The organism is Pseudomonas sp. UBA5568 (genome assembly GCF_002425525.1).
In the GTDB taxonomy this organism is placed as follows: domain Bacteria; phylum Pseudomonadota; class Gammaproteobacteria; order Pseudomonadales; family Pseudomonadaceae; genus Aquipseudomonas; species Aquipseudomonas fulva.
The window spans coordinates 1-15,338 of record NZ_DIMK01000028.1 but is presented as its reverse complement, the minus strand read 5'-3'; the positions used below and the strand labels follow the sequence as shown (position 1 = coordinate 15,338).

At 58.0% G+C, this 15,338-nt stretch carries 15 protein-coding genes; 4 read left to right on the top strand and 11 right to left on the bottom strand.

Annotation, left to right across the window (positions count from 1 at the left end; all coding sequences use genetic code 11):
• Positions 1–23 precede the first annotated feature (23 nt).
• The 11 genes from atpB to rpmH form a co-directional block, all read right to left on the bottom strand.
• Positions 24–893 carry a F0F1 ATP synthase subunit A gene (gene atpB / locus B2S33_RS08795; RefSeq protein WP_023532311.1) on the bottom strand — a complete coding sequence of 290 codons (870 nt, stop codon included), beginning with the start codon at positions 891–893 and terminating at the stop codon, positions 24–26.
• A 16-nt stretch (positions 894–909) separates the two neighbouring features.
• Positions 910–1,317 carry a F0F1 ATP synthase subunit I gene (locus B2S33_RS08790; RefSeq protein WP_023532288.1) on the bottom strand — a complete coding sequence of 136 codons (408 nt, stop codon included), beginning with the start codon at positions 1,315–1,317 and terminating at the stop codon, positions 910–912.
• Positions 1,318–1,465: 148 nt separating this feature from the next.
• Positions 1,466–2,338 carry a ParB/RepB/Spo0J family partition protein gene (locus B2S33_RS08785; RefSeq protein ID WP_027913312.1) on the bottom strand — a complete coding sequence of 291 codons (873 nt, stop codon included), beginning with the start codon at positions 2,336–2,338 and terminating at the stop codon, positions 1,466–1,468.
• Positions 2,339–2,347: 9 nt separating this feature from the next.
• Entirely contained in the window at positions 2,348–3,139 is a 792-nt protein-coding gene (locus B2S33_RS08780) for a ParA family protein (protein WP_023532809.1), read from the bottom strand.
• Between the two features lie 18 nt (positions 3,140–3,157).
• Positions 3,158–3,808, bottom strand: a complete 651-nt coding sequence (gene rsmG, locus B2S33_RS08775) for a 16S rRNA (guanine(527)-N(7))-methyltransferase RsmG (RefSeq protein WP_027913310.1) — start codon at positions 3,806–3,808, stop codon at positions 3,158–3,160.
• The gene (gene mnmG, locus B2S33_RS08770) at positions 3,805–5,697 is read right to left on the bottom strand and encodes a tRNA uridine-5-carboxymethylaminomethyl(34) synthesis enzyme MnmG (RefSeq protein WP_145278754.1); all 1,893 of its coding nucleotides are present in this window, start codon (positions 5,695–5,697) and stop codon (positions 3,805–3,807) included. Before mnmG ends, rsmG begins: the two co-directional genes overlap by 4 nt.
• A gap of 482 nt (positions 5,698–6,179) precedes the next feature.
• Positions 6,180–7,550, bottom strand: coding sequence for a tRNA uridine-5-carboxymethylaminomethyl(34) synthesis GTPase MnmE (gene mnmE, locus B2S33_RS08765; RefSeq protein ID WP_288650171.1), 1,371 nt, complete (start codon positions 7,548–7,550; stop codon positions 6,180–6,182).
• Positions 7,551–7,637: 87 nt separating this feature from the next.
• The gene (yidC, locus tag B2S33_RS08760) at positions 7,638–9,326 is read right to left on the bottom strand and encodes a membrane protein insertase YidC (protein WP_028686811.1); all 1,689 of its coding nucleotides are present in this window, start codon (positions 9,324–9,326) and stop codon (positions 7,638–7,640) included.
• Between the two features lie 2 nt (positions 9,327–9,328).
• Positions 9,329–9,574, bottom strand: a complete 246-nt coding sequence (yidD, locus tag B2S33_RS08755) for a membrane protein insertion efficiency factor YidD (protein ID WP_078477749.1) — start codon at positions 9,572–9,574, stop codon at positions 9,329–9,331.
• Entirely contained in the window at positions 9,567–9,971 is a 405-nt protein-coding gene (rnpA, locus tag B2S33_RS08750; RefSeq protein ID WP_027913306.1) for a ribonuclease P protein component, read from the bottom strand. The genes yidD and rnpA overlap by 8 nt, the downstream gene beginning before the upstream one ends.
• Positions 9,972–9,984: 13 nt before the next feature.
• Complete coding sequence (rpmH, locus tag B2S33_RS08745) at positions 9,985–10,119, bottom strand: 50S ribosomal protein L34 (RefSeq protein ID WP_003253163.1); 135 nt, start codon at positions 10,117–10,119, stop codon at positions 9,985–9,987.
• Between the two features lie 598 nt (positions 10,120–10,717).
• Between rpmH and dnaA the strand changes: the two genes are divergently transcribed.
• From dnaA to B2S33_RS08725, 4 genes are all read left to right on the top strand, one after another.
• Positions 10,718–12,244, top strand: coding sequence for a chromosomal replication initiator protein DnaA (gene dnaA, locus B2S33_RS08740; RefSeq protein WP_288650170.1), 1,527 nt, complete (start codon positions 10,718–10,720; stop codon positions 12,242–12,244).
• A gap of 40 nt (positions 12,245–12,284) precedes the next feature.
• Positions 12,285–13,388, top strand: coding sequence for a DNA polymerase III subunit beta (gene dnaN, locus B2S33_RS08735; protein WP_023532585.1), 1,104 nt, complete (start codon positions 12,285–12,287; stop codon positions 13,386–13,388).
• A gap of 14 nt (positions 13,389–13,402) precedes the next feature.
• The gene (recF, locus tag B2S33_RS08730) at positions 13,403–14,506 is read left to right on the top strand and encodes a DNA replication/repair protein RecF (protein WP_196128659.1); all 1,104 of its coding nucleotides are present in this window, start codon (positions 13,403–13,405) and stop codon (positions 14,504–14,506) included.
• A 4-nt stretch (positions 14,507–14,510) separates the two neighbouring features.
• The coding region (locus B2S33_RS08725) for an ATP-binding protein (protein ID WP_288650169.1) at positions 14,511–15,338 on the top strand (828 nt) is incomplete at its 3' end.

Below are 15,338 nucleotides of genomic sequence, written 5' to 3'. Positions count from 1 at the left end.
GCTATCAGACACGCCAGGCGGTCTTAATGGTTATCTTCGTGAGCCATCGACAGGTAGACGATGGTAAGCATCATGAAGATGAAGGCTTGCAGGGTGATGATCAGGATGTGGAACACAGCCCACGCCCATTGCAGCACGATACCCAGGCCGCTGAGCCACAGGATGCCGGCGCCGAACATCACGGCAATCAGGATGAACACCAGTTCGCCGGCGTACATGTTGCCGAACAGACGCAGTGCCAGCGAGATCGGCTTGGCGATCAGGGTCACGAATTCCAGCAGGAAGTTGACCGGGATCAGCAGGATCTGCAGGAAGATGTTCTTGCTGCCGAACGGGTGCAGGGTCAACTCACCGATGAAGCCACCCAGGCCCTTGACCTTGATGCTGTAGAAGATGATCAGCGCAAACACGCAGAAAGCCATGGCCAGGGTCGCGTTCGGGTCGGTGGTCGACACGGCGCGGAACGGAATGTGCGGATCACCCGAGATCAGGATGGCCAGCTGAGGAATCCAGTCGACCGGTACCAGGTCGATGGCGTTCATCAGGAATACCCAGACGAAGATGGTCAGCGCCAGCGGCGCGATCACCGGGCTACGGCCGTGGAAGGAGTCCTTCACGCTGCCGTTGACGAAGTCCACCAGCACTTCGACGAAGTTCTGCAGGCCGCTCGGTTGACCGGAAGTCGCCTTCTTGGCCGCCATGCGGAAGATGAACAGGAAGATCAGACCCAGTGCGACGGACCAACCCAGGGTATCCACGTGGAATGCCCAGAAGCCCATAGCCTTGGCTTCTGCAGCCGAATGGGCGAAGCCCCAGCTGCCGTCTGGTAGTTGACCGTAAGTCAGGTTCTGCAAGTGGTGCTGGATATAGCCCGAAGCGGTTTCTGCTGCCATGGTTGCCTCAAACGCCCTAAGGTCTCGAAAGTCTTTTATTCATCAGCAGGGGCGCGAACCAGCTGACCAAAAGGGTCAACACGAAGACGCCGAATACTGCCAGCGGCGCCAGTGGCTTCACTCCTGCGAAGGTCAGTGCGAAGAGCACTGCCGTCAAAATCATCTTGCCTGCCTCGCCAGCGTAGAACGACTTGACGATGGCCTGCGCCGCCCGAGCTCCGCTAAAGCGAAAAGCCTTCCAGGCGAAATAAACATTGGGCAGCCAGGCAATCAGGCCTCCGCAGAGCCCTGAATATCCGCTGACCGTCCCAGCCAACTGCCACAACACCAAGGTTGCCAGCAGCAGCACGACGAATTGCGTCAGCAATACCGGAAAAACCGCCCAGCGATGGAAAGGCAACCGGTTTGGCGTGCGGATTTCCATCACAACTGCTCCCCGTGAATCGGCCCGCCAGTCAGCGATGACTTGGCATAATTTGTGCCGACAAAATGCGCGCAGAGTATAGGGGTGGATTAACCCCTATTCAACTATTCGTAGTGATTTCCGATTGCGCGCTACAACAGGAATTGTTTCAGCGAATGTGTGCGAGTACGCCCTGCAACTCATCGAGCGAGTTGTAGCGAATGACCAGTTGGCCCTTGCCTTTAGTGCCGTGGCGAATCTGTACAGCCGAGCCCAAACGCTCTGCAAGCCGCTGTTCCAGGCGTGCAATGTCCGGATCAGGTTTGCCGGGTTCTACCGGATCAGGCTTGTCGCTCAGCCACTGGCGCACCAGTGCCTCGGTCTGACGTACGGTCAGCCCACGTGCGACAACATGACGCGCCCCTTCCTCCTGGCGATTCTCCTCCAGGCCTAGCAAAGCCCGTGCGTGACCCATTTCCAGGTCTCCATGGGCGAGCATGGTCTTGATCGCCTCCGGCAACGTGATCAACCGCAACAGGTTGGCCACGGTCACCCGTGACTTGCCTACCGCATCGGCCACTTGCTGCTGGGTCAGCTCGAACTCCTGCTGCAACCGCTGCAAGGCCAGCGCCTCTTCCAGAGGGTTCAAGTCCTCGCGCTGGATGTTCTCGATAAGGGCCATGGCAATGGCCGCTTCGTCAGGGACCTCGCGGACCATGGCCGGAATGGTGTCCAGCCCAGCTTGCTGAGTCGCGCGCCAGCGCCGCTCACCGGCGATGATCTCATAGCGCTCATCGCCAACCGGCCGCACCACGATCGGTTGCATCACGCCATGGCTGCGGATCGAGTGTGCCAGTTCTTCGAGCGCCTGCGGGTCCATGTCGCGACGCGGCTGGTACTTGCCCCGTTGAATCAGCTCGACGGGCAGGTGCTGAAGCTCCTTCAGGTCGATCTTTACAGCCTGCTCTTCGAGCGCGCTCACGGTTGGACCGCTGAGCAGCGCATCCAACCCACGTCCGAGACCCCGTTTCTTGACGGCCATGCGGATTCCTTAAGTTGCTTGTGCAGTGCGGGACTGGCGGCGTTGACGACGGACCAATTCTCCCGCCAGGGCGAGGTAGGCCTGTGCGCCGCGCGATTGCTTGTCGTAGGCCAATGCCGGCATACCGAAGCTGGGTGCTTCGGCCAGGCGGATGTTTCGAGGAATGACGGTGTCGTACAACTGCGAACCGAAGTGCTCCTTGAGCTGCGCCGATACATCGTTGTTCAGGCTCAGCCGCGGATCATACATGGTTCGCAGCAACCCCTCGATCTTGAGCGCGGGGTTCAACTTGGCGGCAATGCGCTTGATGTTGTCCACAAGGTCGCTCAGCCCTTCCAGCGCGTAGTACTCGCACTGCATGGGAATGATCACGCCATCGGAAGCCACCAGGGCATTGAGCGTCAGCATCGACAGTGAAGGCGGGCAGTCGATGAGGATGAAATCGTAATTGTCGCGAATGGGCGCCAGCGCATTGCGCAGGCGGCTTTCCTTGACCTGCATCTCCAGCAGCACCACTTCGGCAGCGGTCAGGTCCCGGTTGGCCGGCAACAGCTGGAACCCGCCATGCTCGGAATAGTGCATGGCCTGGGCCAGGTCACACTCTCCGATAAGCAGGTCGTACACAGAGTGCTCGAGCTCGTGCTTGTCCACGCCGCTGCCCATGGTGGCATTGCCCTGCGGATCGAGGTCGATCAGCAGCACACGGCGCTTGGTCGCCACCAGCGAGGCAGCGAGATTGATACAGGTGGTGGTCTTGCCCACACCACCTTTCTGGTTCGCGATTGCGAATACCTTAGCCATTGATGCGTCTGTTCCCAATCAAGCCTTGCGGCGCAGTATCAGCAGATGACGTTGGCCCTGGCAACCCGGAACGGTCAGGGCCTGCTCGCTTTCCACTGTGAAGTCTGCGGGCAATGCTACCAGTTCATCGGCAGGATGCAGCCCCTTCATTGCAAGCCACTGCGTCCCGGTGTCGCCCAGGTGGCGGGTCCAGTTGGTGAAATTCTCCATGCTGCTGAAAGCGCGGGAGATGATGCCGTCGAACGGCTGGGCCGGCGTGTACCCCTCGACCCTGCTGTGGATAACCGTGAGGTTGTCCAGCTTGAGTTCCATTTTCACCTGGGTCAAAAAGCGCGTCTTCTTGCCGTTGGCATCCAGCACGGTGATTCGTTTTTCGGGATGCAGGATAGCCATGGGCACACCGGGCATGCCTCCGCCGCTGCCAACATCCAGCCAGTTGCTGCGCTCACTGTGGATAAACGGCATCACGCTGAGGCTGTCGAGCAGGTGACGCGAAACCATTTCGTCCGGATCCCGGACGGCGGTGAGGTTGTAGGCCTTGTTCCATTTGATCAACAGGGCCAGGTAGCCCAGCAGTTTTTCATGGTGTTCAAGGCTCAGGGGCACCCCCAACTGGCGGGCACCTGTGGACAACTCTTCGGCATGTTGCGAGGTAACCAGGGAACTCAAACGCTTTGCTCCAGCTCGCGGCCTGCGCCGCGTTTCTTCAGGTGAATGAGCAACAGGGAAATGGCCGCCGGCGTAACGCCCGGAATGCGCGAGGCTTGCCCCAGGGTTTCGGGACGGGTCTGGCTGAGTTTCCCCTGAATCTCCTTGGACAGCCCCGAAATCGTGGCGTACTCGATATCCACAGGCAGGCGCGTGTCCTCACTGGCTCGAAGGCGAGCAATTTCGTCCTGCTGACGGTCGATGTAGCCCGCATATTTGGTACGAATCTCGACCTGCTCGGCAACCTGTGGGTCGATCGACTCGCCGCCGGTAGCCGCCATAAGCCCTGCGTAGTCGATTTCAGGCCGCGCCAACAGGTTCAGCAGGCTGTACTCGTGGCTCAGTGGCGTACCGAACTTGTCCACAACGGCTTGGCCTAGATCTGTGTTGGGTCTTATCCAGGTCGATTTCAGCCGCTGCTCTTCTTTTTCGATTCCGTCGCGCTTGGTGCAGAAGGCGTCCCAGCGCTCGTCGTCGATCAACCCCAGCGCTCGCCCTTTTTCAGTCAGACGCAGGTCAGCGTTGTCCTCGCGCAGGATCAACCGGTATTCGGCACGGGATGTGAACATCCGATACGGTTCTTGAGTACCCAAGGTGATCAGGTCATCGACCAGCACGCCGATATAGGCTTCATCGCGCCGCGGGCACCAGGTCTCGCGCCCCTGGGCGCGCAGTGCGGCGTTGGTCCCGGCCAACAGGCCTTGCGCACCGGCTTCTTCGTAACCGGTGGTGCCGTTGATCTGGCCAGCGAAGAAAAGCCCACCAATGACTTTGGTTTCAAGGCTGTACTTCAGGTCACGCGGATCGAAGTAGTCATATTCGATGGCATAGCCTGGGCGAACGATATGCGCGTTTTCCATGCCGCGGATCGAGCGCACCAATTCCAGCTGCACATCGAAGGGCAGCGACGTGGAGATGCCGTTGGGGTAGAGCTCATGGGTAGTCAGGCCTTCAGGCTCGATGAATACCTGATGGCTTTCCTTGTCCGCAAAGCGGTGGATCTTGTCTTCGATCGACGGGCAGTAACGTGGCCCTACCCCTTCGATGACGCCCGAGTACATGGGCGAGCGGTCAAGGTTCGAAGCGATGATGTCATGTGTGCGGGCGTTGGTGTGAGTGATGTAGCAGCTCACCTGGCGCGGGTGCATGCCGGCATTGCCCATGAACGACATCACCGGGATGGGCGTGTCGCCGGGCTGCTCGGTCATGACCGAGAAATCAACGGAGCGGCCGTCGATGCGAGGCGGCGTACCTGTCTTCAGACGGCCAACGCGTAGCGGCAATTCACGCATGCGATGCGCCAACGCGATGGAAGGCGGATCACCTGCGCGTCCACCCGAGTGGTTCTGCATGCCGATATGGATCAAACCGCCCAGGAAGGTGCCGGTGGTGAGCACGACAGAGTTTGCAAAGAACCGCAGCCCCATCTGGGTGACCACGCCTTTGACTTCATCCTGTTCAACGATCAGGTCGTCACACGATTGCTGAAATATCCACAGGTTGGGCTGGTTTTCCAACATCTCACGCACCACCGCCTTGTAGATGGCGCGGTCAGCCTGCGCACGCGTGGCGCGAACGGCTGGGCCTTTGCGGTTGTTCAACACGCGAAACTGAATACCACTCTTGTCGGTGGCCAGCGCCATGGCGCCGCCCAAGGCATCGATTTCCTTGACCAGATGGCTCTTGCCGATGCCACCAATGGCAGGGTTGCAACTCATGTGCCCGAGGGTTTCCACGTTGTGGGTCAGCAGCAGGGTTTTCACACCCATGCGTGCAGACGCAAGCGCAGCCTCGGTACCGGCATGGCCGCCGCCGATGACGATCACTTCAAAACGGGAAGGGAAATCCACCACGCACCTCGTGCCTGTTGTGCAAATAGAAAAGGTAAGCCGACAAGTATAGGGACATCACCCCCCTCAATGAAACCGTCTGAGCAAATTTTGATCAGGCTGTGGATGAATGGCATACAACAGAAATCAAGAAGAGAGATTTATAAAAGCTTTGTTTTTATGTTTATTCTTATGCACAGCACTATCTGTGGATAACGCTCTGAAGGCCATGTAGCACGTGCTGTACAGAGATCCTGAACCCTGTGGCTTACCCCCTCTGAGCGCTTGGGATAACGAGGAATAGCCTGTGGATTAAAGTGATGGTTACCCACAGGGCCATTTATCCTCAAGAAAAAGTGCCGCTTATCAACGGAGCTTAGCGAGGGTTTTCCACAGGGCTTAGCGGGTGCCGTTCTTAGGCTATGCCTTGCTGGAGGCTTTGTTCGGGCCAAAAAAAACCGCCTCAAAGAGGCGGTTGGCTGATGTGGGACCTGGCTTGTCTGTTACTTGCCGATGCAAAAACTCGAGAAAATCCGTCCCAACAAGTCATCGGAACTGAAGGCTCCGGTGATTTCCCCAAGCACCTGTTGTGCCTGCCGCAGGTCCTCTGCCAGTAACTCACCTGCACCGGCAAGGGTCAGCTGCGCACGGCCATGCTCCAGGTGCTCACTGGCCTGGCGCAAGGCATCCAGATGCCGTCTACGGGCGCTGAAACCACTTTCGGCGGTCTGTTCATAGCCCATGCAGGCCTTGAGATGGTCGCGCAACAGCTGCAGCCCTCCCCCCTCTCCGTTGGCGCTCAGCGTGATGGTGGCTTGTCCATCTTCGCCCTGGTGCAGCGCGACAGGCTCCCCGCTCAGATCCGCTTTGTTGCGTATGAGGGTTACCCGTGCCGGATCCGGGCGCTGGTCCAGAAACTCGGGCCACAGGGAGAAGGGATCGCCGGCTTCAGGGGCCGTGGAGTCCACAACCAGCAATATCCGGTCTGCCTCACTTATCGCTCGTAGCGCGCGCTCCACACCGATCTTTTCCACATGATCATCTGTCGAACGTAGCCCGGCTGTGTCCACCACGTGAAGCGGCATACCGTCGATGTGGATATGTTCGCGCAGGGTATCCCGGGTCGTGCCGGCGATATCCGTCACGATCGCCGCTTCACGTCCCGCCAGCTGGTTGAGCAGGCTCGACTTGCCTGCATTGGGCCGCCCAGCGATGACCACTGTCATGCCATCGCGCAGCAATGCACCTTGGCCTGCCTCACGCAGTACTGTGGATAAATGATCCCTTACGGCATCGAGCATCGACAGCACATGGCCATCGGCTAGAAAGTCGATTTCCTCCTCGGGAAAATCAATGGCGGCCTCAACGTAGATGCGCAGCGCGATCAACGCTTCGGTAAGGCTGTGGACATGTCTTGAGAATTCGCCCTGCAGCGATCGCAGTGCGTTTCGCGCTGCCTGGCTGGAGCTGGCTTCGATCAAGTCGGCGATGGCCTCAGCTTGAGCCAGGTCGAGCTTGTCATTGAGAAATGCCCGCTCGCTGAACTCACCCGGCCTGGCCAGGCGACAACCCAGTTGTACACAGCGCTGTAGCAGCATATCCAGAACGACGGGGCCGCCATGGCCTTGCAGCTCGAGTACATCTTCACCGGTGAATGAGTGGGGCCCCGGAAAGAACAGCGCGATACCTTCATCCAGTACCACCCCCTCCTCGTCTCGGAACGGCCCGTAATGAGCATGACGCGGTTGCAGGCTGCGACCGGTTATCCACTGGCCCGCCTTGGCAGCTAGTGGCCCTGACAACCTTACGATGCCTACACCGCCGCGGCCTTGGGCAGTAGCGATGGCGGCAATGGTTTCACGCACAGTATTCATGCTGGGGAAGCCTCTACGACAAAAACGACAGATAGCAAAAACGCCCCACGAAGGGGCGTTTTATTCACAAGCTAGCGTAGCAGCCCGTCAGGCAGCCGCTTTCTTGTTGGCAGCCTCGATGCTGCGCGTGATGTACCACTGCTGCGTGATGGACAGGCAGTTGTTCACAACCCAGTACAGCACCAGACCTGCTGGGAACCACAGGAAGAAGAAGGTGAAGATGATCGGCATCATTTTCATCACCTTGGCCTGCATCGGATCCGGCGGGGTCGGGTTCAGGCGCTGCTGGATGAACATGGTGGCGCCCATGATGATCGGCAGGATGAAGAACGGATCCTTGATAGACAGGTCGGTAATCCACAGCATCCAAGGTGCCTGACGCATCTCGACGCTTTCCAGCAGTACCCAGTAAAGGGCCAGGAATACTGGCATCTGAACCAGGATCGGCAAGCAACCGCCCAGTGGGTTGATCTTCTCTTTCTTGTACAGCTCCATCATCGCCTGGGACATCTTCTGGCGATCATCGCCGAAGCGTTCCTTGAGCGCTGCGAGCTTGGGCGAGACCGCACGCATACGTGCCATGGAACGGTAGCTGGCAGCGGACAGCGGGAAGAACAGGCCCTTGATGAGCATGGTCAGCACGATGATCGACCAGCCCCAGTTACCCAGCAGGCTGTGGATATGTTGCAGGAGCCAGAAGATCGGCTGGGCGATGAACCACAGGAAGCCGTAGTCGACGGTCAGTTCCAGGCCTGGGGACAACTCCTTGAGCTTGGACTGGATCTTGGGACCGGCATACAGCATGGCGCTGGTTTCAGCCTTGCCCCCAGCAGGCACGCTGATAGCAGGGCCGGTGTAGCCGATGATGTAATTACCCTGGCTGTCCTTGCGGGTTTGCACCACGTTGTTGTCGGACTTGGCCGGGATCCATGCGGTCACGAAGTAGTGCTGAAGCCATGCTACCCAGCCGCCGGACACATTTTCTTTCAAACTACCTTTGTCGATGTCCTTCATCGAGACCTTTTTGTAAGGCTCCGAAGGTGTCCACAAGGCCGCACCCAAGTAGGTCGCGGTACCCGTGGCAGTGCTCGACGATGGATCGGAACTGGCATCGCGCTTGAGCTGGGCGAACATGTTGCCGCTCCAAGCCTGGCTGCTCTGGTTGTCGATCAGGTAGCTGACGTTCAGGTCATATTCGCCGCGCTTGAAGCTGAAGCGCTTGATGTAGTTGACCCCGTTGTCGCTGAACTTCAGGTCCACCACCAACTGGTCCTGACCATCGGCCAACTGATAACGCTTCTGATCGGCAGCGTAGAGGGGGCGACCGGTCGAGCGGGCATCTGGACCGTTGGCACCAGTCAAGCCGCTTTGCGCGAGATAGACGCGCTCCCCACCGTTGTCGAACAGTTGGAACGGAATGTCCGGATGGTCCTGACGGCGTGGATACTGCGGCAGGTTCAACTGGACGACGTCACCACCTACCGGATCGATAGCCAGGTCCAGCACATCGGTCTTGACCCGGATCAGGTCCTTGCTGACAGCCACGGGTGCCTGATCGGCGGTGTGGGTTTCAGCAGTGGCGCTTGGCACATCGGCGCTGGCACCCGCACCGGAATCACCGGCAGGTACGCCATCGGGCAAACCAGGGTTGGTCGTGCTGGCAGCAGTATTCTGAGTCGGCAGGGCAGCCTGGCCGTAGTCCTGGTTCCATTTAAGGACCATGACGTAGGACACGATTGCCAGGGCGACGATCAGGATCGTGCGTTTAATATCCATGATTACTCGGCTATCGAAGAAGTTCGGGAGGAAGGAGCGGGTGGAACGGGGTCGAAACCGCCGTCGTTCCACGGATGACAACGCCCCAGGCGACGAACGGCTAGCCATCCACCACGCCAGAGGCCGTGGTTTTCGATGGCTTCGTAGGCGTAACAAGAGCAACTGGGGTAGAAACGGCAGTGGCTGGCCATCAGAGGACTAATGGCATAACGGTAAAACTGGATCGGAACGAGTGCCAGTTTACGCATCTTGGCTGCTTACCCCTGCGCGATCGGCGGAGACTGCTGGTGCCGGTCGGCTACGCGCCAGGCGCTTCCAGAGTTTGCCGAAGTGTTGGTGCAATTCCGGGTTTTCTATCTCACCCAATCCCTTGCGCGCGACGATCACGATATCCAATCCGGCAAGTGAATGCTGGTTCAGACGAAAGGAATCGCGCATCAAGCGCTTGAGGCGGTTGCGTTGAACGGCGAGCTTGACGCTTTTCTTGCCAATCACCAGGCCAAGGCGCGGGTGATCCAGACCGTTCTCGCGAGCAAGGATCAGCAGGTTTTTCCCTGGAACCTTGCCGGTTGGGGAGTCGAAGACCGCTTTGAAATGCCGGGGTGTAAGCAGTCGCTTTTCCCGACTGAAGTCCTGACTCACCACCTGTGCCGAAAAATCAAATGGCCAGACGCTTACGGCCTTTGGCACGACGACGCGACAGAACAGCGCGGCCGTTCTTAGTAGCCATACGGGCACGGAAACCGTGAGTGCGCGCGCGCTTGATGGTGCTTGGTTGGAAAGTACGTTTCATGGCGTGTTACCTGGGTTTGTCGACGACGGGCCGGGATGGCCCCCTTTTAAGAGACCGGCGATTCTAGAGAAAGCAAGCCCATAGGTCAATTTCCAACCAACCTTTCCTTTAGGTGTGGGATGAACGGGCGTAAGGATTGGCTAGCGGCACTGACATCTCCATGAGGCTGGGCAGGACACCATTGCTCAACATGAAAAATAAGAAAGACATATAAAAAGCTTCTCTAAAGATCTTAATGCTCTTAAGTGGATAACTTTCTGTGGATAACGTGCTGAAGGCCTCATAGCCAGGGCTTCGCAGCATTTTTAAACCCTGTTCGGAAGCCGTGCTGCAACTGTTCTAGAGCTGAATTTAAGCTGTGCATAAAAGGGCTATTTATACACATGCAGGTTATGCACAGGTCGATTCACTGGGTTGTGCATAGCCCTCATGGCTAGTTATCCACAGGGTTTATGCACAGCGTATAAGTGGTGTTTCGGTCATTGAATGACAGTTCTGCCATACATGCCGGCGTGTCCGCATGTGGATAACTGAGCGCGTGCCCGGTACAATGGCCGTTTGTTTCAGCCTTCGTGGCTTTCAAGCTCAGGGGATATCCGTGTCAGTGGAACTTTGGCAGCAGTGCGTGGAGCTTCTGCGCGATGAACTGCCTGCCCAGCAATTCAACACCTGGATCCGTCCGTTACAGGTCGAAGCCGAAGGCGACGAGTTGCGCGTCTATGCGCCTAACCGTTTCGTTCTCGATTGGGTCAATGAAAAGTACCTGGGGCGTTTGCTTGAGCTTTTGGGAGAAAAAGGCACGGGCATCGCCCCTGCGTTGTCGCTGCTGATCGGCAGCCGGCGCAGCTCTGCCCCCCGTGCGGCACCTAATGCCCCAGTGAGCGCGGCTGTGGCAGCCTCTCTGGTGCAAACGACGCACAAGGCCCCCTCCATCACGCCGTCCGAGCCCGCTCCAGTGGCCTCGTCCGACCCCGCGCCTGCAAACGCCAACGACGTGGCCGAGCCTTCTTCGAGGGATAGCTTCGATGCCATGGCCGAACCTGCTCAGGCCCCCGCGGGTAGGACAGAGCAGCGGACGGTGCAGGTGGAAGGTGCTCTCAAGCACACCAGCTACCTGAACCGCACGTTCACGTTCGACACATTTGTAGAAGGCAAGTCGAACCAGCTGGCCCGTGCCGCCGCCTGGCAGGTTGCCGACAACCCCAAGCATGGTTATAACCCCCTGTTTCTCTATGGCGGTGTGGGCTTGGGTAAAACCCACCTTATGCATGCCGTGGGTAACCACCTGCTTAGAAAGAACCCGAATGCCAAGGTGGTGTACCTGCATTCCGAGCGCTTCGTCGCCGATATGGTCAAGGCACTTCAGCTCAATGCAATCAACGAGTTCAAGCGCTTCTACCGTTCGGTCGATGCGCTGCTCATCGATGACATTCAGTTCTTTGCGCGCAAGGAGCGTTCACAGGAAGAGTTTTTCCACACCTTCAACGCACTGCTCGAAGGTGGCCAGCAGGTGATCCTCACCTCCGATCGATATCCCAAGGAAATCGAAGGGCTCGAGGAACGTTTGAAATCGCGCTTTGGCTGGGGCCTCACGGTTGCCGTGGAGCCGCCGGAACTGGAAACGCGCGTCGCGATCCTGATGAAGAAGGCCGATCAGGCCAAGGTGGAACTGCCGCACGATGCGGCCTTCTTCATCGCTCAGCGTATTCGGTCGAACGTGCGTGAGCTGGAGGGCGCCCTGAAGCGCGTGATCGCCCATTCACACTTCATGGGGCGCGACATCACCATCGAGTTGATCCGCGAATCCCTGAAGGACCTTCTGGCACTGCAAGACAAGCTGGTGAGTGTGGATAACATCCAGCGTACGGTGGCCGAGTACTACAAGATCAAGATCTCCGATCTGTTGTCCAAACGCCGGTCCCGTTCGGTAGCTCGTCCACGTCAGGTGGCGATGGCGCTCTCCAAGGAGCTGACCAACCACAGCTTGCCAGAAATCGGCGACATGTTTGGTGGGCGCGACCACACGACCGTGCTGCATGCCTGCCGAAAGATCAATGAACTGAAAGAATCCGACGCGGATATCCGCGAGGACTACAAGAACCTGCTGCGCACGCTGACGACCTGAGGGCCGTCAGCGCAGCCATATGAAGGCAAGGGACTAGACCATGCATTTCACGATTCAACGCGAAGCCTTGCTCAAACCTCTGCAACTGGTGGCAGGTGTCGTCGAGCGCCGGCAGACGTTGCCGGTGCTTTCAAATGTTTTGCTGGTCGTTCAAGGCCAGCAACTGTCGCTGACCGGTACCGACCTTGAGGTTGAACTGGTGGGCCGCGTGCAACTGGAAGAACCTGCCGAGCCTGGCGAGATCACTGTCCCAGCACGCAAGCTGATGGACATCTGCAAAAGCCTGCCCAGTGACGTGCTGATCGACATCAAGCTCGATGAGCAAAAACTGCTGGTCAAGGCCGGGCGTAGCCGCTTCACACTGTCGACGTTGCCTGCCAATGATTTCCCGACCGTGGAAGAAGGGCCAGGCTCGCTCACGTGCAATCTGGAACAAAGCAAACTGCGTCGATTGATCGAACGCACCAGCTTCGCCATGGCCCAGCAAGACGTGCGTTACTACCTTAACGGTATGCTGCTGGAGGTGTCGCGCAATACCCTGCGTGCCGTTTCCACTGATGGCCACCGCCTGGCATTGTGCTCGATGAGTGCACCGATCGAACAGGACGACCGCCACCAGGTGATCGTGCCGCGCAAAGGTATTCTGGAGCTTGCTCGCTTGCTGACCGAGCCTGAAGGCATGGTCAGCATCGTTCTTGGGCAACACCATATCCGCGCAACGACGGGTGAGTTCACATTCACCTCCAAGCTCGTCGACGGTAAATTCCCTGATTACGAGCGTGTGCTGCCCAAAGGCGGTGACAAATTGGTGATTGGTGATCGCCAAGCTTTGCGCGAGGCGTTCAGCCGCACCGCGATCCTGTCCAACGAAAAGTACCGCGGGATTCGCTTGTTGCTCGCTGCCGGCCAGTTGAAGATCCAGGCCAACAACCCCGAGCAGGAAGAGGCTGAGGAAGAAATCAGCGTCGACTACGACGGTAGCTCGCTTGAGATCGGTTTCAACGTCAGCTACCTGCTGGATGTGCTGGGCGTCATGACCACTGAGCAGGTGCGCCTGATTTTGTCGGACTCCAACAGCAGTGCACTGCTGCAGGAGGCAGGCAATGACGACTCTTCGTACGTTGTCATGCCGATGCGGCTGTAAGCAAAGCAGGCCAAATGTCACTTAGGCGTATCATCGTCACCGGGGTGCGAAACCTGCACCCGGTGACGCTCTCCCCTTCCCCGCGTATCAACGTGCTCTATGGCGATAACGGGAGCGGCAAGACAAGCCTTCTTGAAGCTGTTCATCTACTCGGTCTGGCTAGATCCTTTCGCAGCACTCGCTTGAACCCGGTAATCCAGTACGAGCAAGCCTCTTGTACGGTATTCGGGGAGGTGCTCCTTGCCGAAGGCGGTACCTGTAACCTTGGGGTGTCTCGCGAGCGGCAGGGTGATTTCACCATCAGGATCGATGGGCAGAATGCGCGTAGCGCTGCACAGCTTGCTGAATTGCTTCCATTACAGCTCATCAACCCAGACAGCTTTCGACTCCTCGAAGGCGCCCCGAAGATCAGGCGACAGTTTCTCGACTGGGGCGTGTTCCACGTGGAACCTCGCTTCATGCCCGCGTGGCAACGCCTGCAGAAGGCCCTCAGGCAGCGGAACTCATGGTTGCGGCATGGTACACTTGACCCAGCTTCGCAAGCCGCTTGGGACCGGGAGTTATGCCTGGCCAGCGCCGAAATAGATGAATACCGCCGCGAATACATCAAGGCCCTGAAGCCTGTATTCGAAAAGACTTTGAGTGAGTTGCTTGAGCTAGACGGTCTTACCCTGAGCTATTACCGAGGCTGGGACAAAGACCGGGAGCTGCAGGATGTGTTGGCTACTTCCCTCCTTCGTGACCAGCAGATGGGACACACGCAGGCGGGTCCGCAACGTGCAGATTTGCGACTTCGATTAGCTGCAAACAACGCAGCAGACATCCTGTCCCGCGGCCAGCAAAAACTGGTGGTATGCGCACTGCGGATAGCTCAAGGTCATTTGGTTGGCCAAGCACGACGCGGCCACTGCATTTATCTTGTGGACGATTTGCCGTCGGAACTCGATGAGCAACATCGCCGCGCACTATGTCGCTTGCTTGAAGAATTACGCTGCCAGGTATTCATCACCTGTGTAGATCATGAATTATTGAGGGAAGGCTGGCAGACGGAAACGCCGGTTGCTTTGTTCCACGTGGAACAAGGCCGTATCACCCAGACCCACGACCATCGGGAGTGAAGGCATGAGCGAAAATCAGACGTACGACTCCTCCAGCATCAAGGTGCTAAAAGGTTTGGATGCCGTGCGCAAGCGTCCCGGCATGTACATTGGCGACACCGATGATGGTAGCGGCCTGCACCACATGGTCTTCGAGGTGGTCGACAACTCCATCGACGAAGCCCTGGCCGGCCACTGCGACGACATCACAGTAATTATTCACCCTGATGAATCCATTAGCGTGCGTGACAACGGCCGTGGCATTCCGGTCGACGTGCATAAAGAAGAAGGCGTTTCGGCAGCAGAAGTCATCATGACTGTGCTGCACGCAGGCGGTAAGTTCGATGACAACTCCTACAAGGTATCCGGTGGATTGCACGGGGTAGGCGTTTCGGTCGTCAACGCGTTGTCCGAGCAACTGATACTGACGGTGCGTCGCAGCGGCAAGATCTGGGAACAGACGTACGTCCACGGTGTGCCTCAGGCGCCGATGGCCATCGTCGGTGAAAGTGAGACGACCGGTACTCACATTCACTTCAAGCCGTCCGCAGAGACATTCAAGAATATTCACTTCAGCTGGGACATCCTGGCCAAGCGTATTCGTGAGCTGTCTTTCCTGAACTCGGGCGTCGGCATTCTGCTGAAAGACGAGCGCAGTGGTAAGGAAGAGTTCTTCAAGTACGAAGGCGGCCTGCGGGCATTCGTCGAATACCTGAATACCAACAAGACGCCGGTGAACGCCCAGGTGTTCCACTTCAGCGTACAGCGCGAAGACGGTGTGGGTGTAGAAGTTGCTCTCCAGTGGAACGACAGCTTCAACGAGAACCTGCTGTGCTTTACCAACAACATCCCG